The organism is Algibacter lectus (assembly GCF_004368925.1).
Taxonomy (GTDB): domain Bacteria; phylum Bacteroidota; class Bacteroidia; order Flavobacteriales; family Flavobacteriaceae; genus Algibacter; species Algibacter lectus.
In genome coordinates this window covers 1,249,973-1,275,679 of record NZ_SORL01000007.1, presented here as the reverse complement: position 1 = coordinate 1,275,679, position 25,707 = coordinate 1,249,973, and the positions used below count along the sequence as shown (strand labels likewise).

Genomic DNA, 25,707 nt, shown 5'->3' with positions numbered 1-25,707 from the left:
ATTATAAGTCTTTTACTATTTTAGTTTAATTGTTATTTCAATAGGTTTTGCTGCTCCAAGTTTTAAGCTTCTTTTACTTGGTAACGCATTGCCTATCATTAATTTGTAATTTCCTTTTATCCACGCCTTTTCTCCTTCTAAATTAGTTTGATAGAAATCTTCATTAGAAATATTAAAGCTTATGTTTTTTGTTTCGCCTGCAAGTAATTCTACTCTTTTAAAGGCTTTTAAAGAATATTTTGGTAAGAAGCCTTGAGTATCTTCAGGCACTAAATAGACTTGAATAACGTCTTCAAAGTTTACTTTACTAGTATTCTTAATATCTACAGAAAAGGAGAAATCTTGTTTTTTACTAATACTTTTTAAATTGCCGCAAGCATTGGAGAACTCTGTTTGGCCATAAGTTAGTCCGAAACCAAAAGGATACATAGGTTCTTTTTCCATGTATTTATAGGTTCTGCCTTTCATACTATAATCATCAAAAGCAGGTAATTGATCTACGTTTTTAGGAAATGTAATTGGTAAGTGACCAGAAGGAGATACATCGCCAAATAGAATATCGGCAACGGCATTGCCGCCTTGCTCTCCGGGATACCACATTAATACAATAGCATCTACATAAGGTTCTACATCTTCTAGCGAAACTGGGCTGCCTGTGCCGATAACTAGAACTAATGGACCTTTTTTTACTTCACTTATTTCTTTTATATAATCTATTTGGCTTTGCGGTAGTTTTAAATCTTTTCGGTCACCTTTATGTTCAGATGCAATAGCATCAACTTCTTCACCTTCAATTTCGTTCGAAATACCAACAACTAGAATGGTAGCGTCAATTGTTTTTGCAACATTTGGTGCCCAATTAAGAGGATTTAAATTCTTTTGAAAAGGTAATACGCCTTGTCTGTAATTTAAAGAGGTTCCTAACGATACTTTTTCTGTAACACCTTCCAAAACCGTTACTAAATTGGAAGACATACCATAGTAATTTGCTATTAAAATATTACTTGAAGAGGAAAATGGTCCGGTGACATAAAGTGATTTTATTTTTTTATCAAGCGGTAAAACGTTATTATCATTTTTTAATAGAACTATAGATTGTTGCGCTACTTTTCGAGCAAGTTCTTTATTTTCTTCAGAGTTGATAACTTCACTACCTATACTATTATATGGATTACTTTCATCTTTATCAAAGAATCCTAATTTGAAACGTATTAAAAATAATTGTTTTAAACGTTCATCTAATAAGGACTCAGATATAAGTCCTTTTTCAACAGCAGATTGAATTTCATTATAAACCCATCCGCAGTTTAGGTTAACACCGGCAATAAGTGCTAATGCCGCTGCTTCTTCAATAGTTTTTGCCTTTTTATGGCCCTTTAAAATATCTCCTAAAGCACCACAATCGGAAACTATATAACCATTAAAACCCCATTGTTTTTTTAAAATATCATCTAACAAGAAAGTACTACTTGTTGATGGTTCTCCATATACCGCATTGTACGCACCCATAACACCTTGTACATTTGCTTGTGTAACTAAGGCTTCAAAAGCAGGTAGGTAAGTTTCGTTTAAATCTAATTTTGAAGGATTAGCATTAAAACTATGTCGTAGTTCTTCGGGGCCAGAATGTACCGCATAATGCTTTGCACAAGCTGTAGTTTTTAAGTATTTTGGATGATCACCTTGTAAACCTTCCACATAAGCAATACCTATTTTTGAAGTTAAAAAGGGATCTTCTCCGTAAGTTTCTTGTCCGCGCCCCCAGCGAGGGTCTCTAAATATATTCACATTTGGAGACCAGTAGGTTAAACCGGCATATTGACCTCTATTATTTATAGATTTTGAAACTTGAAATTTGGCTCTGCCTTCATCTGAAATTGCAGTTGAAACTTCCTTTATTAATTCAGGATTAAAAGTGGCTCCCATAGCTATTCCCTGAGGGAAAATAGTTGCCTTTCCGTTTCGTGCAACACCATGTAGAGACTCATTCCACCAATTGTATTCTGGTACGTCTAATCTTGGTATTGCTGGTGATGCTGAAACAAATTGACTGCATTTTTCTTCAAGAGTCATGGCTTGAACCAATAAATTGGCTCTCTCATTAAAGGGGATACTTTCATCATACCATTTAAAGTTATTTTGAGCATAACTTTGCAGGGTTAGAATAAATAGAATTATAAAGATTAAAACGTTGTTTTTCATTTAAATTTAATGCTATTAAATTGAATTGGTTTTGATTCATTCAAAACCAATTCAATTCACTAATTAGGCTTTATGTTTTATGTAAAAAGTTTTCTTTTCCATGTACTGTTCAAAACCATATTTACCATCTTCACCACCAGAACCAGATAATTTGTAACCGTTATGAAAGCCTTGGTGTTGTTCTCCATGACCTCTGTTTACGTAAATTTCTCCGTATTCTAACTCATCATTACATTTCATTATAGTATTCATGTTATTTGTAAAAACCATAGCCGCTAAACCATATTCACAATCGTTAGCATAACCAATAACCTCTTCAAAAGTTTTGAATTTTAAAACAGGTAAAATAGGACCGAAGGATTCTTCATGAACAATAGTCATATCTTGTTTAACGTTGGTTAAAACGGTTGGCTCAAACCAATAGCCTTTTTCAAATTGAGAACCTTCTGGTCTTTTACCACCAGTAGCAACAGTTGCACCTTCTTCAATACTTACAGCAACCAAATGTTCCATATGTTTTAATTCCGAAGCATTTACTTTTGGTCCCATATCTGTATCGTCTAACATCGGGTCTCCAACTTTAAGCGCTTTTGTGGCAGTAATAAACTTTTCCATAAAAGTTTCATAAATATCTTCATGAATATACATGCGCTCATTACAAGTACACACTTGGCCACAGTTATCAAAACGAGAATGTAAAGCCGATGCTACAGCAGCATCAATATCAGCATCTTCGAAAACAATAAAAGGTGCTTTTCCTCCTAATTCTAATTGTACATGCGTTAAGTTTTGTGCAGCGTTTTTAGCAATTTGTTGACCAACAGGTGTAGACCCAGTCATGGTTACCATTTTGCAGATAGGGCTCTCAACTAAAGCATTACCCATTGCTCTACCTGGGCCAGTAAGAATATTAATAACACCGGCAGGAATACCTACTTTATTAGCTAGATTTCCTAACTCTAAAGTTGCCAAAGGCGTTTCAGAAGTTGGTTTTATAACAATAGTATTTCCTGCTACTAGGGCAGGACCTAACTTACGTCCAGCTAATGCTAAAGGGAAATTCCATGCTGTAATAGCAACTACAACTCCTCTAGGTATTTTTTGAATCCATATTTGCTCGTTAGGATTATCTGAAGGGATAATATCGCCTTCAATTCTTCTAGCACCTTCGCAAGCATATTCAATAAAAGAAGCTGTAACAGCAACTTCCATTTTTGCTACCTTTAATAATTTACCTTGCTCTTTTACTAGCAATTCAGCTAAATAATCAGAATTTGCTTTAATTTCCGCAGCTAATTTATATAGTAAATCTGCTCTAGAGCGTGCAGGTAATTTTTTCCATTCTTTTTGTGCTTTATCAGCAGCTTTTAGAGCTTCAATAGCTTCTTCAGCAGTACCGTTTTGTACACGTGCTACTATCTCTTCAGTAGAAGGGTTTACAATATCAATGGTATCACCAGAAGTTGAAGTTCTCCATTCGCCATTAATAAATAATTGGTATTCTTTAATTTCTGCCATTTTAGTATATTTTTTGTTTAATTTTTAGTTTTAAATCCTCTTGCAATAATTGTGTCTGTTTCACTTTCATAAACTTCTCCATTTTCGCCAGTTAGTTTATCAAAAAACTGATTATAGTTGGAGTATTTATATGTTGCATTTCTTTGTCTAATTTCATTTCCCATGGCCTTAAACTCTTTAGCAGCAGCAGTATGGTTGCCGATTAAAAGCATGTATTTGTTTTTAGAAATTAAGTTGCTATTTTTATCTTTTAATTCTAAATTCACATGGAAATTATTTTTTACTTTTTTTAACACATCTACATTTAAATCCAACCATTTTTTAGAACTATTTTCATCAATTTTATCTATTTTAAATGATCCTTTGTTTAAAACAACAGCGTTATCATTGGTAATAGTATAACTTGCAATACAATCTTTGTATTCTTTATAAAAATCGTTTACAATCCAAATTTTACCATTAAAAGCTTCGTTGTTAGACCATCTTCTTTTTTCGAATTGAAGATTTATTAAAACAGGCTGATAAGCTGTTTTAACATAATTGAAGGAGCGCTTTTTTTGCTGATAATTATCAACAATACCCCATTTCATATCTGGCCAATAAGTAATAAAATGACAGAGTGCAATTCCACTTGTTTTTGGTTTGTTTCTTCTAAAATGCTCTATTGATAATTGAAAAATAATACCTTGAGCATCTTGAGTTGCATCAACAAATTCCTGAAGAGAACCTGTTTTTTCACTTCCAAAAGTGTCGAAATTTTGAGCTCGTAAACGGTCTAAATCTGCCCAATGATGTCCCCAGCTTGGACCTGGTGGCCATATTTCGTTTTCAGGGATAAATTTTCTTAAGCTTTCAACATTTGGTACTGAAGTAATAGCTAGTTCGGGTACAATAGGAAAATCTAATTTATTAATCCAATCTTCCATAGGAGCATGGCCCATGTTATAAAAATATGCTAAAGCATGAACTGCTTCTTTGGGTTTGTAGCCAGCTTCTTGTGAAGCTTCACAAGTTAAAGGTGAATCAGGAACATATGGTAAATCTATATTTTCTTGTAATGTTTTACCTAAACGCTCTAAAAAGTCTCTAGTGAATTTTGGATCTCCAGAACGTAAAAACATTTCTTCACCACCTTCCATCATTATTAAAGAAGGATTATTTCTACGTTCTTTAATTACAGCTACACCTTCAGCAATAGTTGTTGCTATAAAATCTTCATCATGTGATAAATTTCCAGTTCCTAGAGGTATAACGTCGTTCCAAACAGTAATACCAGCTTCGTTACATAATTCATAAAATAAAGGGATTTCAGAAGGGTGCCATCCAAAAATTCGAATGTTATTCATGTTTGCCTCTTTTGCTAACTGAATTAATTTTTTGTATTTTTCTTTAGACGTTCGACCTGTAAAAATATCTGGAGGCCCTCCCCAACAGGCAGAACGTATAAATATTTTTTTACCATTGATAAGTGTTGTTCTAGGGAAACTTACTTCATCTTTAGTAAAACCAGGATTCCATTCCATTTTAACTTCACGTATACCAAAAGTAGTTTCCTTAAAATCATGATTAATTTTATTTTCAGATATTGAAAGTTTAGATATATATAAGTTTGGTTTCCCTATATCCCAAGGCCACCATAATTTGGCGTCTTTAATTGAGATGTCTTTTTTAATTGTATGTTTACCAGGGGCAATTTTTTCTGTAAATACCGTGGTAATAATATCTGATTTAAAGTTTTTACCCTGAATTGTAGATGTAAAAGTTATGTCTTTTGCCTCAGCTTCTGTATTTTCAACTTCTACTTCGAGCGTTACCTTTGCGTTATTATTAGCTTCAATCTTAGGACGTAAGTAAACATCTTTAATTCTTGTTTTACCTGTATATACCATTTTTATTGGTCTATAAATCCCAAAAGGAATTAAGTCTCTCCAATAATCACCAAACCAAGGTGTTTTTCTGCCGGCTACTTTAGCATTAACTTGTGGAGGAGGAGCAAGCCTAATCATTAAAATATTAGAACTAGCTAGATATTTTTTACTGCTTCGTATGGCATGATTAATATCAAATGAAAAACCTGAAAAAGCTCCTTCATGACTTCCTAAAAAATGACCATTCAACCAAATATCACAGGCATAATCAACACCCTCAAAATCTAACCGTACTAATTGGTCGGTTAGATCTTGAGTAACATTGAATTGAAGCGAATACCACCATTCATAGTGCATAACCCATTGGGCTTTTACGCTGTTTCTTCCAAAATATGGATCATCAATAGCTCCAATTTTCCATAAATCGGTATAGACATCACCTGGCACTTGAGCAGCATTCCAAACTAAAGTTTCAATATCTTCAGGAGGAAGTTCGTGCAATCCTGCTTTTACACCTTCTCCCGGAAGCATCATTTTCATTTTCCACTTAAAACCACTCAAATCTTGCGATAATTGACTGTTGTTTTTGTGTGAAACTTCAGATCCGGGTTGTGCTATAGCTGCTAGAGATATAAAGAATACAAAATTTAAAATTATTAATTTTATTTTTTTATTGTATTTCATGGTTGTTTTGAATTTGTTGCATTATCGCCCCATCCAGCCACCATCTACTAGTGTGATAGAACCATGCATATAATCTGATGCTTTTGATGCTAGGAATACAATAGGTCCTGCAAAATCTTTAGGTTCTCCCCATCTACCAGCTGGTATACGCGCTAAAATAGAATCTGCTCTTTCTGGGTTGTTACGTAATGCTTCTGTATTATCGGTAGCAATATATCCTGGCGCAATACCATTTACATTAACACCTTTACCTGCCCATTCGTTAGCAAAAGCCATAATCATTTGGCCAATAGCACCTTTACTTGCTGCATAACCTGGTACTGTAATACCACCTTGGTATGTTAATAATGATGCTGTGAAAATGATTTTACCAGAACCACGAGCAATCATATCTCTTCCAAATTCACGAGTTAATATAAATTGTGAGTTTTGGTTTACTTCAATAACTTTATCCCACATATCATCTGGATGTTCTGCCGCTGGAGTTCTTAAAATAGTTCCTGCATTATTAACCAAAATATCTATTTGAGAGTGATTCGCTTTTACACTTTTTATAAATGTGTATAATGCTTTTCTATCTGAAAAATCACATTGATAAGCTGTGAATTTTTTTCCTAGGGCAGTTACTTCTTTTTCGATAGCACTACCTTCTAATTCTAATGTAGCCGATACTCCAATGATATCTGCACCAGCTTCGGCTAAAGCAATAGCCATACCTTTACCAATACCTCTTTTGCAGCCCGTAACTATAGCTGTTTTTCCTTCTAAACTGAAACTATTTAAAATACTCATCGTTTATATTTTTATGTTTTTTACTTAATTTATTACGCTTGACAGTCCATAAGTACCTTTAAACCATCAGGGTTATTGTCTATGTTTTCAAATACTTGTTGAATATTGCTTAGAGGCTGCACATCTGTAATCATATCTTCAAATGGTAATTCGTTTGCCGTGATTAGAGTAATTGCTTTTTCATAATCCTCTTTTTCATAAACACGAGCACCAATTAATTTTAATTCTTTCCAGAAGAATTTAAATAAATCAACTTCTTTTTTAACACCATGTATGGCAACCATAACAATACGTCCGCGAATACCTGCTACTTCACACATTACATCTAATGCAGGTTGTACACCAGCAACTTCAAAAACTACATCGGCTTTTCTACCCTCCGTTTTGCCACTCACATAATCAACAAGATCGACATCGATAGGGCTTACAGCATCAAAACCTAATGATTTTGCTTTTTCAATACGTTTTGGGTTTACTTCGGAAATAATAACTTGAGCACCAGCTTCTTTAGCAACCATAGCAACTAATAAACCAATAGGGCCACCTCCTAAAACTACAGCAGTTTCACCTTTAACTAATCCGCTTAAGCGTACATCGTGTGCTGCAACAGACAAAGGTTCTATTAAAGCTGCTAATTTTAAATCTGTATTTTCTTTTAGTTTGTGCAATGTAAATGCTGGCACATTCCAATATTGTTGCATAGCACCAGGGCTATCAATACCAATAAATTTTAACTCTTCACAAATGTGATTAAATCCTTTATCAGACGCTTTTACTTTTCTGTCATCCAATGGGCGAACAACTACTTTTTCACCTACCGAAAAACCACTTACTCCTTCGCCAACAGCTTCTATAACTCCAGACATTTCATGACCAATAGTTTCTGGAATGTTCACACGTTTATCCATCATACCATGATAAATATGCACATCTGTTCCACAAACGCCAACATAGGCTACTTTAATTTGAACTTCTCCAGTTTTTGGTTGTTCAATTTCTTTGTCGATTACTTTGAAGGTTTTATTGCCTTCGTAAACTGTTGCTTTCATTATTATAGATTTTATTTTATGTGAGTTTGTCTGTTGTTTAAAATTTGATGCTTTGCCAGAATTTTACCAGTAGAAATTCCCTTGTATAAGTGTTTAAAATTTTACTGGTACATCAGCAGGACAATTTTAATTAATTTATAAGCCGAGCTGTATCTGATATGGTTTTAGATATATCTCATATTGTCATTTCAAACAAAATCTAGCTTACTCCGTATACTTTGGTTATATTTTTTATAGCCTTTAGTAACTTAATTAGCCTCATAAAAAAGAACACATGTGTTGTGTGCATTAATTTTTAATTGAAAAGATTTTAATGAGATAAATGTTTAATACATACACGTGCTAAAACCTTTAGTAGTCTTAAATACGGACTAATAAAAGGTTTAAAAGCAGTGTAGTATCGAGCATGGCTAAATTAGAAGATAGAGCCATAAATAGCGTTTAAATCAACTTGATTTAAACTTTACAAAGGAGTTGAGAGTGCGTTTTAATACTGACAAAAACTATACTATAAAGAATTTATGTAATCTTCGAGGTTTATATTTCTATCTAGGTTCATTTTTTTTCTAATGCGGTGTCTTGAAGTGTGTACAGACTCAACAGAAATACCTAGCAATCGAGACATTTCTTTACTAGACATATTTAATTTTATTAAGGCACAAATTTTTTGATCGCCTTGACTGAGTTTTGGATATTTGGCAAAAATAATGTCATAAAAGTCCTTGTTAACTTCTATGAAACGTAATTTAAATTCTTCCCAATAATTGGTGTTATCCACAGATACAGATCTTAAAATTTTATTTAATTCACTTTTTTTAATGGTTGGTTCGCCTTCTCTAATTTTTGTTTTAAGGTTTTTCATGAACTCATCCTTTTCTATCAATTGAAGCGCAGAAGCTGCTAGTTCTTTGTTTTTAAGTTCTAAAAGTTCTTTAGCTTTCTTTATTTCCAACTCTTTATTACGCCTAATAAGTTGTTTTTCTGCTTTGTGTTTTGTTCTTAGATTTTTTATGTAGAAATACCCAATAATAAGGATAAAAACAACCGATACAAGTAAAATAATTCTTTGTAGATTTTTTATCTCGTCTTCTTGCTCTAGCTGTCTTAAATGCTGAGCTTGTATAAGTTTTTCTTGTCTGTCTTTTTCAAGTCTGTAAGAATCCTTGATTTCCAAAAGAAAATGATTGTTAGGGCTACGACTATCAAAGAATTTGGCATCCAAATCTTTTGCTTTTTGCAAGTTTGCAAAAGCATTTTTGTAATCATTTTGTTTTAAATATAGCTCTGTAAGTTTTTCGTAAATTAACGGTGTAAAGTCAATATGACTTTCGTATTCTGAAGATACGTTTAGCGCCTTTTTGTATAATGTTTCACTTTTATCAAGTTGCATTAAATTGAGATAAATATCACCCCAAAATTTGTAAAACAAGACTAAATATGAAGGTTCATTTTCCACAAACCACGGATGTATATCTTTAAAAATTACCAGCGCTTCTTCATTTTTATCTTGTAATGCCATAATATTGGCCTTTTCAAATTCTAAAAAAGACTCTGCTATAGCTGGTTTACTTTTAGAGAAATATAAATAGCTACTATCTAGGTATGTTTTAGCGAGCTCCGTTTTTTTTAACTCTCTATAACTTGTAGTTATTGAAAAATAGTAGGGTACCAGGCCTGATGCTGGAATTTTGTTTTGTTTTACCAAAGACTTGTGAATTTCTAATGCTTTTTTTAAGTATTCTAAAGCCTTGTCTTCTCTTTTAAAATAATTATATATACTACCTAATCTATTATAAACAAGAGATTTTGTTGTTTCGAGTTTTGTGTTATCGGTAAGTAATAAAGCATTCCATAATACATTATAAGAGTTGGCATATTGGGCTCTATTTCCATAAACTAGAGATAATTCCATTAAACTTTTTATAGCATTAACGGTGTCTTTATTTTTTAAGTAAGCTTCGTGGCTTTTTTGAAATAAGATGATTGAACTATCTGGCTTTTTAAAGCGCAAATCCATCGCCCTATCAAATGATTGTTTTGTATTGTTTTGAGCACTTAGACTTCCAGTAATTAAAAAGAGAATAAGTGCTAAAATATTTAAAACTCTAGTGCTTTTTAGGTGTTCTAAATTGTTGTAAAACTTAATATTTTTTTTTACCATCATTAATTTGTTTGTAATGCTGTTTAGTTATTAAAAATATAAACTTATTAAGTTAATGTTGAAAATAATACAAAATAAGTCTTGTTTTTAAAGAATTGTGTAATTGTTGGTGTGGGTAAATATATAATTTTGAATTTAAATTTAAGTATATATATGATTTCTTATATAGAAAATTATTTATACAAAGGAGTAAATATATTTTATTTAGTTGAATGTTAAGTATATCTAAAGGTGCGCAAATACTAAGAAGTTGGTTTGTCAAGTTTTTGTCAAGTTGAAATTAATGATATGCCTATGTGATTTATATACATTTATCATTAATACTTACAAAAAATCAATTTTATATAAAAAATCATGAAAAAAATTACCCTATTATTTTTTTTTGCATCAACTATTTTAGCTGCACAAAGTTCAATTTCTTGGACAAATGCACCAACAAACTTAACATTTTCACCTGGGCAGGTTGTAGATATGGAACTAACCTATAATACGCCTGATTTAGATTATATATGTGTTTGGATTCGCGAAGTTGATGCAGCAGAAAACACGGTTGTTCAATATGGAGCTTTCATGACTTGCCCGCTTGGTGGATCACCTACAGATACACATGCAAATAGTGATGTTATAAATTACAATTACGCAATTCCGGCTAATGTACCCGAAAGTAATACTTTGGCAGCCGGACATTTTTATAAAATAATTATTTTTTTGGTTGATGATGGCGGAGGCTCTGCGAACGGCAGTGTTGATGTTACCGTAGCATCAAGCATTAATGCTAATTCTAAAGTTACAGCGATCCTGAATGCAAAGCATATTGTAGGAGGTATTGAAATATTAGACCGTTCCAAATTTATTACAATTCATGCGAGTCAAACTGAAAATGAATGGAACGGAACTAATTTTACAGCAGATTTAAGAGATCATTTTTTGAATGGTTACGATGTTTACATGGGTAGAGATACTGGTGGTGTATCGTGGTTTTCAAATCAAATGCAAGAAGATCCAGCTAGAACAGGTTACGCTAATCCGGCACATATAGCATCACTAGGTTTAAATAGACGTAATACTTATGCGTCTCAAACAAATTTACATCCTTATGAAGCCAGAAATACTTTAATTTTAGGTGCTCAAAAATATCCATTTTGGACAGGCGAAGGACAAAAAGCAACAAACCAAGGTTGGAGTTTTGCTAACGGAACTGCAACTGGTGAATATATGGGGCGTTATATCAATGAGTTTCATGGCAATAATGGTCAACCCGTTCCCGAGTTTGTTGAAATTATAAATGAACCTGCTTACGAACACCTCGGCGGACCAGAGGATTATACCAATTCATTACAAGAAGTTGCAGATTTTCATAACGATGTCGCCATAGCTATAAAGGCTCAAGTACCCAATGTTAAGGTAGGTGGTTATACTGCTGCTTTTCCAAATTTTGAGAAAGGCGATTTTCAACGTTGGATAAATAGGGATAAGCTATTTATGGATGTTGCAGGTAATAACATGGATTTTTGGTCTATACATCTATACGATTTTCCTTCAATAGGAGGTGGGCAGAAAAAGTTACGCTCGGGTAGTAATGTTGAAGCTACTCTTGATATGATGGAGCAATACAGTTATATGTCTTTTGGAGAAGTAAAACCATTTGTAATTTCAGAATATGGCGCACAAATGCACGATTATTCAAATCAACAATGGAGTCCGTATAGAGATTGGCTTCATTTAAAAGCGCAAAATGCTCAATTAATGTCTTTTCTAGATAGACCAAATAATATTGCTTCTGCTATCAATTTCGTGATAGTAAAGGCTGAGTGGGGTTATAATAATGGCATTCCTTACAATCATCGTTTAATGCGTAAAGAAAACGAACCAACGAGTTATACAGGGCAGTGGGTATATACCGATATGGTAAAGTTTTATCAGTTATGGAGTGATGTTAATGGTACTAGAATAGATACGTTTTCAGATAATTTAGATATTCAAGTTGATGGTTATGTAGATGGTAATAAAGCTTATGTTATACTCAATAATTTAAATTTTACAGATGAAGAAATTGATTTAGATGTAATAGAAATCGATGGTTTATCTATTGCTTCTTTAATAAAAAAGCACTTGTATTTGGATGGAAGTAATTTACCTCAGTTATTAGAAGAATCTATAGCAGTAAATACTTCAACTGTAACTTTAAATGCTGAAAGTACCATGATTTTAGAGTATACTTTTAGTAATGCTATTTTAATTGATGAAACAACTACCGAAACAAAATATTATGCTACAACGTATTTACAGCCTATTATTGCAAATCAAACTACAAATTTTCAAGTAAATGATGTGTTAAAAAGCACGTTTGGTGAAGCTGTTTTAAGAGTAGGTTTGGGTAGATTGCATGGCACATCTTTACAACCTACAATAAAAGTAAATGGTACTTTGGTTGATGTACCAGAGAATTGGAGAGGAGATAATCAGGCACAACGTGAACGCTTTTTTGGAGTTTTAGAAATCCCTGTTCCTTTTAGTTTAATTCAAGCAGATAATACGGTTTCCGTAGAGTTTGGAGATACCGGTGGGCATATTAGTACATTAACTTTACAAGTATTTAATTTTAGTAGTGATTTAAGAAATTTAACTTTAGATGTTCAGGATAACAAATTAGCGCCTTCAATAAAGCTATATCCTAATCCAACTAAGGGTGTTATTAATTTTAAAGGAGCCGTAAACTACAATAATATTCATGTTTATAATATTGCAGGCTTAAGGGTTAAATCGTTTAAAAAGAATACCGAAATAGATATATCCGAACTTACTAACGGTATTTACTTTTTAAAAACAGATACAGGACATCATTTTAAAGTGCTAAAAAAGTAGTTTTTTCGAATTGTCTAATTTATGTGAAGTACCTTTTCTAATATTTACTTAAATAAAATATTTGATTTGTTATATAATTAATCTAAAACTAAATAGTATGAAAAAATTATTTTATTATTGAGTGGGACATTTGCTTTTGCTCAAAAAAATGTTTCATGGCCTCCATAAACGATCAGGCCAGACCAGGCTTTTTTTTAATTTAAGGCAGGAACTAATGCAACGCTAAATGTTGCACTCAGTTATGATTTCACTATCGATTATTCAGGTCAAGATGTTTCTGATCCAAATAATGTGATTTTAAACTTATAAAAAGCACGTGTTTTTTGTAAGTACTCGTTAAATAAAACCTTTAAGTTTAAAATATGAAAAAGAAAGTTTCAATTATATCTCTTCTAATTGTTTCGTTTTTGTGCGGGCAATCTACACTTCTTACGGCACAAAATCGTCCTAATGTATTAGTAATACTGGCCGATGATTTGGGGTATCACGATGTTGGATTTACTGGATGTAAAGATATTTTTACACCACAATTAGATAAATTGGCAAATAATGGTATTGTGTTTACAAATGGTTATGTAACACATCCTTATTGTGGTCCCTCTCGTGCAGGACTTATAACAGGTAGGTATCAGGCTAGGTTCGGAATGGAAATCAATTCAACCTATTCTCCTTTTGATCTGTATATGGGTTTACCGCTTGAAGAAAAAACCTTTGCCAAACGTATGCAGGAAACCGGTTATAGAACGGGAATTATTGGTAAATGGCACTTAGGTGCGGCAGCTCCTTACCATCCTAATAATAGAGGTTTTGATCATTTTTATGGGTTTTTATCAGGTGGACATACCTATTTTCCAGAACAAGTAAATACTATTATACCCCTAGTAAATAAAAAAGGAAAACCTAATTATGGAGCCAACGAAGGAGATTTTTATCCACTTGTTTTAAATAATGGGGCAGGAGAATTTAATGAATATCTTACCACGGCCTTAAGTCGTGATGCTGCCAAATTTGTTAAGGAATCAGATACGCCTTTTATGTTGTATTTGGCTTATAACGCTCCGCACATGCCACTGCAAGCTCCAAAAGAAACTATTGAAAAATATAAGCATATCGAAAGTAAAGAACGTCGCATTTATGCGGCCATGATTGATAAGATGGATGAAGGTATTGGTATGGTTGTGGATGCGCTTAAAGAAAGTGGAAAATTAGACAATACTATTATTTTCTTCCTTTCCGACAATGGAGGGGTCGCAACTACCGGATATAATAAAGAGATTTTTTCTAGTAATTATCCATTTAAAAAAGGTAAAGGCTCTATGTACGAAGGTGGGAGTCATGTTCCATTTATAGTGCACTGGCCTAATGGAGTTAAAAAACCTAGACAGTTTGAGGGGTTGGTTTCATCATTGGATATTGCAGCAACAGCTATTGCAGTTTCTGAAGCTGACACCGAGAATGCAAAACTTGATGGTGTGAATTTGTTGCCATACCTACAAAATGAAGTAAAAGGCTCTCCTCATAGTGCACTGTTTTGGCGAGCATCAGAAGGTAAGGGATGGGCTGTAAGAACTTCAACTTCAAAATTTTTATTAGAGAATAAAAATATGGCGCTTTATAATATGGAATTAGACCCATTTGAATCTAATAACCTTATAGAATCTAGTAACCTACAGCGAAAGAAAATGGCGAATTTGTGGAATAATTGGAATGCCAATAATCAACCTGTTATCTGGCTGCAAGCTAATGCCTATCAAAAAAAGCGATTAGAAATGTATAGAGAATTACATGAAGAATTAAAAGTAGAAGCTTTAAAACGTACTCCAAAAACAATTGAATAATTTGATTTTCACATTTTTAAAAAAGATAAAAGAAATGAAACATATAAGTTATATAATATTAGTGTTATGCGTTTTTGCTTTCAGTTGTGAGAAAGCTAATTCTCTTTTAAAAGAAGTTGAAGAGCAGGAACAAACTGATATTGAAGATTTAGGCTATGAAACTGAAGATAAATATATGCTTCCTGAGCAATTACCTATACCAAATGAAGGTAAGTTTTGGAAATATCAAGATAAATTCTCAAACGAATTTTCATCCGATAAATCATCTGCTGAATTTACAACTAACTGGCAAGATAAATTTTTTAACGGATGGAGAGGTCCTGATAAAACCAGGTATACCCCTTCTCGTTCCGCTATTAGTAATGGAGAGTTGATATATGAAGCGGCCATAATTAATGGAACTGTGGAAACAGGTTGCATTAGCTCAAAAGAAATGGTTAAATACCCTTTATATATGGAGGTTCGGGCAAAAATAAGTAACTCGCCTTTAGCGTGTGCTGTGTGGATGCTAAGTGAAGATTCTACTCAAGAAATAGACAATCTTGAAGCTTATGGTGATGTAACTAACGATTATTTTTCTAAGAGATTGCATTTAAGTCATCATGTTTTTATTAGAAGTCCATTTCAAGATTATCAACCTACAGGTGCAGAAACTTGGTATGCTGATGGTGAAAATACAGTTTGGTCCCAAGATTACCATAGGTATGGTGTATTGTGGTGGGGCCCCAAAGATTTGCGGTATTTTGTAGATGGCAAAGAGGTTAGAAGAACTCCAGAGAATCAAATAGACCCAGAGAACTACACAAATAGTACAGGTTTAAATAAGCCTATGTATTTAATTCTAAGTCAAGCAGCGCAAGGTTGGAGAGAAAGTAATGGTATTGACTACCTTACCGATCCAGGTGTAACAAACCCTGAAAGAACAAGAAATTATTTTGATTATATAAGGGTTTTTAAACCTGAGTAAATTGGTTAACAGTTTTAATAAAATTAAATTAAACCAGAGAAGTTAATTTCTCTGGTTTTTTTGTTCCAATTTTAAAAAGAAAAGTACAAATTACTGCTCTTTATAAAATAGTAAAGTGCTAAAAAAATAATTGTATAGTTTTCGAAGTAGTTGTGCATTTATTGATCTAGGCTGTATTTTAATACAGCCTATTTTTTTAACAACAATGACATTTTTGTTTTTTCAATTTAAACTGAGCAAGAAGCTCTTAATTTTTGCAATAAAAGCTTAATAATCTAAAATTTGAGATATGTTGTGTTCGTATTTTGTGTTTAAGGTGTTGGTTTTTAGGTGTTTGTTTTGTTTTTTTGGCTATTAATGTCAAGGTCATGTCAAGTATAAAAATGTTAAATTATTGTAGGGTAAAGTTCATGTCAAGTCAGTATTTCGCCATTTTTTTATCAAATTTATAATATTGGGGTATCAATTTTATAAACTAAATAAACTTATGAGTATTAAACTAACAATTATGAAATACGGGTTAGCGTTCATGCTGTTTATGAGTTATGGACTCATGCACGGCCAAAACCTAACAATTAAAGGAAAGGTGACCTCCGATGGGCAACCTTTGCCTGGTGTAAATGTTTTAGTAAAAGGAACAACCAAAGGTACTGTAACCGATTTTGATGGGTTGTATGAAATTAAAGCTGGAGGCGGCGAGGTCTTAGAATTTAGCTTTATAGGTTTTAAAGCAAAAAATGTTTCGGTTAATGGCAAAACACAAATTGATGTCGTTCTAGAAGAGAACTTATCTGAACTAGATGAGGTTGTAATTGTTGGGTATGGAACTCAAAAAAAGAAAGAAGTTACTGGGGCGGTTGTTAATGTAAGTTCTGAGGATATTGTTAGCGTAGCAACTTCAGATTTAGGTTCGGCCATTCAAGGAAAAGTAGCCGGTGTTAATATTCAGGCATCGAGTGGACGACCAGGAGAAGCAGCCAACGTACAAATTAGAGGACTAGGTTCTATAAGTTCAGGCGCTTTAGGGCCACTTTACGTTGTAGACGGCATTCCCTATGAAGGAAATCCAAACATTGCTCCAGAGCAAATTGAAAGTATCGATATCCTTAAGGATGGTGCTGCAGCTTCCGTTTATGGTACAAGAGCATCAAATGGTGTTATTTTGATTACTACCAAAAAAGGTAAAGTTGGTAAAATGCAAATTGACATTAATACGTATTCAGGTATTCAAAATATTACTTCAGGGACACCTTTAATGAATACTGTTGAGCAATTATATCTTTTAGAAGTAACTACCGAATTGTTGGGAACAGAACCATTAACGTTTTTCTTCAATGCAGATCCTTTAGATTATGATACCGATTTTGTGAGCGATGTTCAAAATAACAATGCTACTATTCAAAATCTAAATTTAAATATATCTGGAGGTCTAGAAAACTTAACGTTAAATTTTGCTACAAACTACTTTAAGCAAGATGGTGTTTTAATAAATTCTGGGTTTGATAGATTATCAAATAGATTAACGGGACAATTCACTAAAGGAAAATTTAAAGCTTTTGCTACTGTTGGTTATACAGTAGAGAATCGTACACAAGAACCTTGGTCGCTTTATGAGTATGGCGTAGGGCAGCAACCATGGTCTAGACCATTAGGCGCTATTCCATCTGTTGGTGAAAATAGTGTAGAGCTAGATGTGGGTAACGAAATTTTTTATAGCTATTTATCACGTCAATTAGATAATGTTGATGAAAGAGAAACAAAATCAAACAACATAGCGCTTAATCTAGAATATGAAGTTGCAAAAGGTTTAAAGTATAAAGTAAACCTTGGTAGAAATGAATTTAATTATTTTAGAAAGTTTTTTAGACCTCAATATTTAGCATATACACGTACTGGCGATTATAGTGCTACGGCATCTACACCAAATGCTTTGTTAAATGAAGATTATATCTTTTCTAAAAGAGAGTCTATTGAGAATATTTTAAATTATTCAACGCGTTTCGGAAAGCATAACCTTTCTTTATTAGGTGTACTTTCTTATGAAAGATTTGAAAGAAGAAATTTAGGTGTTGGCGTTATTTATAGTGATGATGCAAGTAACGATTTACAAACTTTAGGAAGTGGTTCAGAAGGTATTAAGCCAACAAGTTATAATGAAACTACAACTCTAAGTGGTAAATTAGCTAGAGTACAATATAACTATGATGAAAAGTATTTGTTTTCTGCAAGTTATAGACGCGATGGTTCTTCTAAATTTTCTGAAGTTAACAGGTATGGTAATTTCTTCGGTTTTTCTGCAGGTTGGAATATACATGAAGAAAACTGGTTTAATATTGAAGCCATTAGTAATTTTAAGTTAAGAGGAAGTTGGGCAGAAGTAGGTAACCAAGGTATTGCACCATATTTATTTACGCCTATTATAGAGTCTGGAATAAATTATCCTTTTGGTCCGAATGAAGAATTAAATTTTGGAGCTATTCAAAGACGTTATGTAGATCCTAATATTAAATGGGAAACTACTTTGTCTAAAAACATTGGTGTGGATTTATCCTTGTTTAAAAACAAATTAGCTATAACAGCAGATTTGTATCAAAATGATAAAAAAGATATGCTACTTCAAGAACGCCTTCCTGCATCTTCGGGTACTTACCAAACTGGAGCTTCTGGAGTTTACGATGTAAAAGTTGTTAACGGAGGAAATATGGTAAACAAAGGACTCGAAATTGCCATTAGTTATAAAGACAAAATTGGTAGCGATTTTAAATACAGCTTATCAGGTACGTTCACTAAAAACATAAACGAAGTAACAGATTTAAACGGTATAGATAGAGGGTATGCTAACGGTAGACCTATAATTTCTATGGGTAATAATGTAGAATACACTACTTTTTTAGCTAAAGGTTACGAAGCTGGTGCTTTTTTCCTTCTTCAAAATGATGGGGTAATTAAAACTCAAGAGCAGTTAGATGAATATACTCAGTTAGATTTAAGTAGTTTAAGTACACCTCAGTTAGGAGATATGATGTACAAGGATACCAATAATGACAACAAGGTAGATGATAATGATAGAGTTTATTCAGGATCAGGACAAGCAGAGTTCGAAGCAGGGTTTGTATTAAATCTAGACTATAAAGGATTCGATTTTAATGTTTCAAGTTTTTATTCTCATGGTTCAGAAATTTATAACGGCGCCAAGCTATATGCTTATAAAAATGGAAGACATAGAGATTTATTATATATGTGGTCTCCACAAAATCCAACTGCAGATGTGCCTACATTCAGACAAAATGGATTCCATAGTAATGTAAAAGCAGGTTCCGATTATTTTATAGAAGATGGAACTTACTTAAGAATTAGAGCTATAACGCTTGGTTATACTATCCCTGATATTTCAAATACAGGAATTGAAAAAGCAAGAGTATACTTAACATCAACTAATCCATTCACATTTACTAACTATTCTGGTTACGATCCAGAAGTAGGAGGTGATGGTATATTTACTCGAGGTGTAGATCGTGGTAATTACCCAGTTACACGTCAGTTTATGTTAGGTTTTCAAATAAGTTTTTAAAAAATTAAAATTAATAAGTATGAAATTATTAAAAAACATAACTTTTACATTAATTTTTCTTTCTTCGTTTGCATTTGTTGCCTGTGATGAAGACAAATTTTTGGAAGAAATTAATCCGAATGCGATTACTACAGATACCTTTTGGAAGTCTGAAAGACAGTTTAATAGCGCATTAACTACCGTTTATGGTGCGCTGCAGTTTCAAAGTATAAGTGGAGGTGATTTACAATTTGAATTTATTTTAGGTGATATCGCCGGAACAGAATCTTGGTACAGACCACAAGCCTTTAGAAACTTAACGTTTAATGCCGGTATTTATCATGTCACCGATAAATGGAACGAGTTGTACGTTGGTATTTTTAGAGCCAATCAAGTCATTCAATATATCCAAGAAGCCGATGATAGTGTGTTTACTGGCGATGCTAAAAATCAAATAGAAGCACAAGCACGTTTTTTAAGAGCTTTCTTTTATTTTCAATTAGCTCACACTTATGGTGGAGCAGTAATTCATGATAAAGTTGCCGAAACTAAAGAAGAACTTGCTAAACCATTTTCTACTATCGAAGAGGTTACCGATGCTATTATTCTTCCAGATTTAGAGTTTGCGCAATCAAACTTACCACAAGTTTGGGATGGCGTGGATAACGGACGTGTTACTTGGGGTGCAGCAACAACATTACTTGGTAAAGTGTATTTGTATAAGAAAGATTGGCCAACAGCAGCAACCGTTTTTAAAAGTGTTATCGATTCTGATGTTTATTCATTAACAAGAAATATTAGAGATAATTTTGGACATGAAAATGAGTTTAATGAAGAATCTATTTTTGAAGTTAATTATTCTTTCGATTTATCTCCAGGAACACCAGGAAGTGCTGTAGATGATACGCCATTTCAAACAGGAGCAGAATCATCTACTATGGCTACAGCTGTAGGGCAATTAAACTATGGAGCTTTTAATACTATTATGCCTACTTATAATTTGCATGAAATGTTAGTTAATGATGAGGTAGATACAGAAAATTCAATAAACGACGATAATGTAGAATCTAGAAGAATGAATGCTACTATTGCAGTTCGTAACATGGAAGGCACGTATTATACTTTAGAATCTTCAGAGGTTAAAGGTTTCGGTTTTGGGCAAAGTGCATATATTAAAAAACATTCTAATTGGTACCATTTAAGTGCAGAGCCTGCTTTATCTAGGTCGGGTATTAACTTTAGACATATGAGATATGCCGATGTATTATTAATGTACGCAGAGGCTGTACTTATGGCAAATTCAGATTATGAAACAGCTATAAAATATATAGACATGGTTAGAAGCAGAGCTGGCGTTATTACGTTACAGCAATATATGGATAATAATGCCGGAATGTTTCCACAGTTACATGTTAGTAAACAAGTACACGGAACGCAACCTATGGTAGCAGCTAATGCAGAAACAGTGCTTACACATTTACAACGTGTAGAGCGTGTTGTGGAGTTGTGTTTTGAAGGCCATAGATGGAAAGATTTAGTACGTTGGGGTATTGTTCAAGAGGTGTTTGACGAGCTTAGAGCCGATGAGATTTGGAGAGAAGAAAATAAGGAGACAATTTTAAATGTTGGTTCTGGTGGTGTAGCACCATTAGATATTGTTGAGCGCATTAGACCAGATTTTGTTCAAAGTTCTGCGAATTACAACCCTGCACAACACAACTATTTCCCGATACCAAATCAAGAAGTACAAACCAATGATAATTTATTTAATTAAAAAAAGCGAATTATGAAAAATATAGGAATTTTTAAACTTATTCTCTTCATGGCACTTTTTGCAGTTGCTTGTGCTGAAGATGAATCGGTTAATTTAGTTGAACCAAGTCATAGAGCTATTGTTACTTCCGAAATGGATTTTGATAATACTATTAATGTTGGAGGTCATATCGATTTTGGCGATATTTCTCGTGGTGTGGAATCTAGAACATGGACCTTTCCAGAAACAGTTTCTAGAATATCTGGCACAGATGAAAACACATCTCCAAAAGATGTTGTAAAAGGTTTTTTCTATGAGCCAGGACAACATAATGTAACGTTACATCAGGTTTTTAAAGGCGATGTATATCCTAATGAAGATAGCACTGTACCTAATAATAGTAGAGAAATTGATACTACCATTGTAGTAACTGTACTTGGTGCGGTTGAGGCCTCTATAAAAGCACATTATATTAATGATGATGGAAGTACTGGAGCAGAATTAACTTTATCTGATAATGCTGAAAATGAAATTACGGCGAGTAAAGCAGTAAGATTATCTTATACAACAACAGGAGAACCTATTAGTTTTGTTTGGAATTTACCAGGAGCTAAACCAATACAGATAATGGATGCAGCTCCAGAAGTAGATGTAAAATACAGCAAGTTAGGATCTTGGGATTTACAATTTATTACTTCTAGAAGTAGACCAGGAGGTGCAGATACTATTAATGTGAAAAAATTCATTAAAGTAATACCTTCAACAGAACCTGTAACATTAGATCGCGTTTTCGAAAAAGAATCTCAAACTAAAATTGGTTTAGAATTTAGTAGAGAAATGGATCCGGAAACGGTAAATAAAAACAATTTTTCTGTTTCAATAGAAACCGCAGGAGGCGCTGTATTATCTCCAATAATACGTAGTGTTCTTGTAGATTCTGAAGAAGGCAATATTTTAGTTGTTGAATTGGATAATGAAATTATGTACAATGATGATGTTGTTAAAATATCATATACACCAGGAGATTTAGGAACGCTTGATGCTGTGGCATCCGAAGCATTTACAGACGCGGTTTTAACAGATTTTATAAAAGTGAATCTTTTTGATGATCCAACTTCAAATGTTGATAATTCATTCGAAACTTCAGAAGTTAGCAACTGGCCATATCTTTGGTGGGGTGCGCCATGGGATGCATATAGCATGAGTTTCTCTTTTGATCAAGCTCATTCTGGATCAAAAAGTATGTACTTAGAGTTTGAGCCAAATGGAGGAATGATTATAGGAAATACAGATGCAGATGGTAACAACGTAACCTTTCCAACAGAAAAAGGATTTAAATATGAAATGGGTGCATGGATCTATGTTGTAGATTTAGGTACTCCAGTTACATCAAACCTTAGAATGTTTTGGAGACCTTCTACAGATTGGGGAGTTGCAGATAATCCTAATTTTAATGCTACAACTCCAATAGGTGAGTGGTTTTATACCTCTGTAACGGTTTCTTTTGCAGCAGATGGAAACGAGAGTTTTATGCTAAGAGGGCAAAATGTAAATTCTGAAACACTTAAGTTTTACATGGACGATTTAACACTGTATAAATTAACAAATAGACCTTAATAAATTGTTGAGTTAGTTTTTATAAAAAGGGGAGGCTGTGTTTTTAAGCGCTCCCTTTTTATTCGTTTAACTCATAATTAAATCAATAAAAAATGTTAGAAATAAGCTTTTTAAGTAAAAATATTAGTTTGCTAATCTTAGCGATAAGCTTAAGTTTGGGCAGCTGCAGTAATGATTCTAAAACAGAAGATCCAGCTGAAATTATAGATTATAAACCTACAGCAAATAATGATGAGTTAACTGTTGAAGAAGATAGTACAGCAGGTACTGCTAATCAGGTAAATGTTTCCATAAATGATAATATTGGAAACGATGGAGGAGATGGAGATGATTATAACCTAGAAACTACCGCTAGTAATGGAGGTGTTACTGAGGTTAGTGATGGCGTTTTTGAATATATACCAAATGCAGATTTTAATGGTGATGATAGTTTTACTTATACCATTACAGATAAAGACGGAGATCAAGATACCGCAACGGTAAACATAATAGTTAATGATGTTGTTGATGGACCTACTGCAGAAGATTTTAACAATATAGACCCAACACAACCGTCTTTTACGTCTATAGATAACACAACACCAGATGGGAAAAAATGGGTTAAGTTAGAGAGTATGTCCGATGAGTTTGAGGCGTGGGATGGTAATAAGTGGTTTAAATCTACTTGGAATTATGGTATACCTGTTTTCATGACTTCTGCTGCTACCAACTCAGGAGTAACCGATGGTAATCTTTGGATAAAAGCAACATTAAACGAAAGTAATCCAGAAGATCGATGGTTTCAAACCGCTAGAATACATTCAAAAGCAGAGACCAGTTTTCCAATGTATACCGAGGCTAGAATAAAAGCCGCTCATATTTCAGCTTATAATACCTATTGGTTAAATAATGGCGATATTAATAATAGAGATGAAATTGATATTATTGAAAATAATTCTAAACCTTCTTGTGTAGGCTGTTCTCAGACAGCAGATTTTCCTAATCAAATGAATTCGCAATATTTTCATGCAGATTCTAGTAAATCTCCTGTAACGATTAGAGATGAAGATAATTTCAAGCGTTCGGGCTTATCAGACACTAATCCGCTAAAAAATGTAAAATGGAATGAAGATTATCACACATTTGGAGTTTGGTGGAAAGATGCTAAACACATTCAGTTTTATTTAAACGGAGAACCAGCAGGAAGTGTTGAGGTTGGCGAAGATCGATCTGGAACAACATATACCGGTCGAGAATTTAGTAGAGATTTAGAAATTATTTTTGATTTATGAACAAATGAAGCTGTTTGGGTTGGTGGTCTTCCTCCTAAATCTGATTTGGCAGATAATACCATAAACACCATGAAAATTGATTGGGTTAGAACTTGGAAATTAGAAGACGAATAACACATTGATTACCGAATGTAAATGAAATAAAAAGTCTTTTTTTTGAATATCATATTGGGCGTAATTGAAAATTTGAGTTTAAAACTTTAAAATTTCAATTACGCTCATTTTTTTTAATGATAATAGTGGTTTACCAAGGTTTAGTGATAAATTTTAATGATATAAAACCATTTGTTATAGTTTGAAATACATATGAAAAGTCGATTTTTTTAAATGAAGACTAAGTTTGTAGAATAAATAAATATTATGTTTCAAAAAATAGAAAAATATACGTTTTTAGCGCTAGCGTTATTTGTTATTACAGCATGTAGTAATAATGATTCTGATGAAAAAGAAGAAGTAATACCTATAGATACAACAAAGCCAACAATAACATGTGAATCTTCGATTTCGGTTTTTATTGATGCAGGAAAAAACGATGCCATTATTAATTATACCGCACCTGTAGGTACTGATAATGTGCTAGGTGCCGTAACTGCGCAAACGGCTGGTTTAGCATCCGGATCATCATTTCCAATTGGTACAACAACAAACACTTTTGTTACTACCGACAAAGCAGGGAATACGGCTTCATGTAGTTTTGATGTTGTTGTTATGGAACCTTCTGGAGATAAGCCTTATGCTGTAGTAGATGGAGTTGAGGTGCCTAGCGGAAAAAAATGGGTAAAAGTAGAAGATATGTCGGACGAATTTGACGGTACTACTTTTGATGATAATAAATGGCATAGATATCCTTCATCAGATGGATTTAGTTGGATAGGAAGACCACCTGCATTATTTGAAGCAGATAACGTAACAGTAGCTAATGGTAATTTAAATATTACTGTTGAAAAATTTGACGCTCCAAAACGTGTTAACGGTATAGATTGGACTCACGGTGGAGCTATTGTGAGATCTAAAATTACAGCTAAACCAGGCTATTATTACGAATGTAAAATGCAAGCCAATAAAACAATAATGTCTTCTACATTTTGGATAGCTTTTAAACAAAACTGTAATACAGGACCTGTTAGAAAACTAGAGTTAGATATTCAAGAATGCGTTGGCCGACTTACAAATACGGCGGCTTGGGCTGATAATTTTGATCAAATATATGCATCGAATACATGGAGACATGAAAGAGATTGTGATACTGAAGTTACAGGGTCTAAACAAAGTCCTGCCAAAACTATTTTAACCGAAAAAAATAACTCAAGATATTTTGTGTACGGTTGCTGGTGGAAATCACCAACGGAAATATTGTTTTATTTAGACGGGAAATTAAGTCATTCCATTACTAATCCTCCAGCAGATTTTGATTTAGAAGGCCATATTACCATGGCTATTGAAACCTACGATTGGAATCCAATTGATGCCAATACTATTTTTGATACAGGGTCTTTTGATGACTTAACAACAAAATATGATTGGGTAAGAACTTGGAAGTTAGAAAATCAATAAGAATATAAAAGTAAAAAA

At 33.3% G+C, this 25,707-nt stretch carries 14 protein-coding genes; 8 read left to right on the top strand and 6 right to left on the bottom strand.

Features of this window, described 5'->3' with window-relative positions; genetic code table 11:
• Positions 1–15 precede the first annotated feature (15 nt).
• The 6 genes from DFQ06_RS05955 to DFQ06_RS05930 form a co-directional block, all read right to left on the bottom strand.
• Complete coding sequence (locus DFQ06_RS05955) at positions 16–2,202, bottom strand: glycoside hydrolase family 3 C-terminal domain-containing protein (protein ID WP_133966654.1); 2,187 nt, start codon at positions 2,200–2,202, stop codon at positions 16–18.
• A gap of 63 nt (positions 2,203–2,265) precedes the next feature.
• Positions 2,266–3,720 (bottom strand): aldehyde dehydrogenase, encoded by a 1,455-nt coding sequence (aldA, locus tag DFQ06_RS05950; protein ID WP_133966652.1) that lies wholly within the window; start codon positions 3,718–3,720, stop codon positions 2,266–2,268.
• A gap of 17 nt (positions 3,721–3,737) precedes the next feature.
• Positions 3,738–6,272, bottom strand: a complete 2,535-nt coding sequence (locus tag DFQ06_RS05945; protein ID WP_133966650.1) for a glycoside hydrolase family 2 protein — start codon at positions 6,270–6,272, stop codon at positions 3,738–3,740.
• A gap of 21 nt (positions 6,273–6,293) precedes the next feature.
• The gene (locus tag DFQ06_RS05940; protein WP_208326566.1) at positions 6,294–7,058 is read right to left on the bottom strand and encodes an SDR family NAD(P)-dependent oxidoreductase; all 765 of its coding nucleotides are present in this window, start codon (positions 7,056–7,058) and stop codon (positions 6,294–6,296) included.
• 38 nt (positions 7,059–7,096) lie between these two features.
• Positions 7,097–8,113, bottom strand: coding sequence for a zinc-dependent alcohol dehydrogenase (locus DFQ06_RS05935; protein ID WP_074935668.1), 1,017 nt, complete (start codon positions 8,111–8,113; stop codon positions 7,097–7,099).
• A gap of 508 nt (positions 8,114–8,621) precedes the next feature.
• Positions 8,622–10,277, bottom strand: a complete 1,656-nt coding sequence (locus tag DFQ06_RS05930; protein WP_083415688.1) for a tetratricopeptide repeat protein — start codon at positions 10,275–10,277, stop codon at positions 8,622–8,624.
• 351 nt (positions 10,278–10,628) lie between these two features.
• Here DFQ06_RS05930 and DFQ06_RS05925 point away from each other — a divergent pair, with 351 nt between their 5' ends.
• The 8 genes from DFQ06_RS05925 to DFQ06_RS05890 all read left to right on the top strand — a co-directional run bounded on the left by DFQ06_RS05925 (position 10,629) and on the right by DFQ06_RS05890 (position 25,689).
• Positions 10,629–13,139, top strand: a complete 2,511-nt coding sequence (locus tag DFQ06_RS05925) for a T9SS type A sorting domain-containing protein (RefSeq protein WP_133966646.1) — start codon at positions 10,629–10,631, stop codon at positions 13,137–13,139.
• Positions 13,140–13,501: 362 nt separating this feature from the next.
• Complete coding sequence (locus tag DFQ06_RS05920) at positions 13,502–14,977, top strand: sulfatase-like hydrolase/transferase (RefSeq protein ID WP_133966644.1); 1,476 nt, start codon at positions 13,502–13,504, stop codon at positions 14,975–14,977.
• Positions 14,978–15,011: 34 nt separating this feature from the next.
• On the top strand, positions 15,012–15,944 hold the full coding sequence (locus DFQ06_RS05915) for a family 16 glycosylhydrolase (protein ID WP_133966642.1): 933 nt from the start codon (positions 15,012–15,014) through the stop codon (positions 15,942–15,944).
• A 487-nt stretch (positions 15,945–16,431) separates the two neighbouring features.
• The gene (locus DFQ06_RS05910; protein ID WP_042504622.1) at positions 16,432–19,515 is read left to right on the top strand and encodes a SusC/RagA family TonB-linked outer membrane protein; all 3,084 of its coding nucleotides are present in this window, start codon (positions 16,432–16,434) and stop codon (positions 19,513–19,515) included.
• A 19-nt stretch (positions 19,516–19,534) separates the two neighbouring features.
• Entirely contained in the window at positions 19,535–21,268 is a 1,734-nt protein-coding gene (locus DFQ06_RS05905; RefSeq protein WP_042504573.1) for a RagB/SusD family nutrient uptake outer membrane protein, read from the top strand.
• A gap of 12 nt (positions 21,269–21,280) precedes the next feature.
• Positions 21,281–22,864, top strand: a complete 1,584-nt coding sequence (locus tag DFQ06_RS05900; RefSeq protein ID WP_133966640.1) for a hypothetical protein — start codon at positions 21,281–21,283, stop codon at positions 22,862–22,864.
• Between the two features lie 92 nt (positions 22,865–22,956).
• Positions 22,957–24,135: an Ig-like domain-containing protein gene (locus tag DFQ06_RS19545; protein WP_235833500.1), complete on the top strand. Its 1,179-nt coding sequence runs from the start codon at positions 22,957–22,959 to the stop codon at positions 24,133–24,135.
• 360 nt (positions 24,136–24,495) lie between these two features.
• Positions 24,496–25,689 carry an HYR domain-containing protein gene (locus DFQ06_RS05890; protein WP_133966638.1) on the top strand — a complete coding sequence of 398 codons (1,194 nt, stop codon included), beginning with the start codon at positions 24,496–24,498 and terminating at the stop codon, positions 25,687–25,689.
• The last annotated feature ends 18 nt before the right edge of the window (positions 25,690–25,707 follow it).

Bases quoted from the DNA above. Each gene is read 5' to 3' on its own strand.
- DFQ06_RS05955 (WP_133966654.1), bottom strand. From the start codon at position 2,202: ATGAAAAACAACGTTTTAATCTTTATAATTCTATTTATTCTAACCCTG.
- aldA (WP_133966652.1), bottom strand. From the start codon at position 3,720: ATGGCAGAAATTAAAGAATACCAATTATTTATTAATGGCGAATGGAGA.
- DFQ06_RS05945 (WP_133966650.1), bottom strand. From the start codon at position 6,272: ATGAAATACAATAAAAAAATAAAATTAATAATTTTAAATTTTGTATTC.
- DFQ06_RS05935 (WP_074935668.1), bottom strand. From the start codon at position 8,113: ATGAAAGCAACAGTTTACGAAGGCAATAAAACCTTCAAAGTAATCGAC.
- DFQ06_RS05930 (WP_083415688.1), bottom strand. From the start codon at position 10,277: ATGATGGTAAAAAAAAATATTAAGTTTTACAACAATTTAGAACACCTA.
- DFQ06_RS05925 (WP_133966646.1), top strand. From the start codon at position 10,629: ATGAAAAAAATTACCCTATTATTTTTTTTTGCATCAACTATTTTAGCT.
- DFQ06_RS05920 (WP_133966644.1), top strand. From the start codon at position 13,502: ATGAAAAAGAAAGTTTCAATTATATCTCTTCTAATTGTTTCGTTTTTG.
- DFQ06_RS05915 (WP_133966642.1), top strand. From the start codon at position 15,012: ATGAAACATATAAGTTATATAATATTAGTGTTATGCGTTTTTGCTTTC.
- DFQ06_RS05910 (WP_042504622.1), top strand. From the start codon at position 16,432: ATGAGTATTAAACTAACAATTATGAAATACGGGTTAGCGTTCATGCTG.
- DFQ06_RS05905 (WP_042504573.1), top strand. From the start codon at position 19,535: ATGAAATTATTAAAAAACATAACTTTTACATTAATTTTTCTTTCTTCG.
- DFQ06_RS05900 (WP_133966640.1), top strand. From the start codon at position 21,281: ATGAAAAATATAGGAATTTTTAAACTTATTCTCTTCATGGCACTTTTT.
- DFQ06_RS19545 (WP_235833500.1), top strand. From the start codon at position 22,957: ATGTTAGAAATAAGCTTTTTAAGTAAAAATATTAGTTTGCTAATCTTA.
- DFQ06_RS05890 (WP_133966638.1), top strand. From the start codon at position 24,496: ATGTTTCAAAAAATAGAAAAATATACGTTTTTAGCGCTAGCGTTATTT.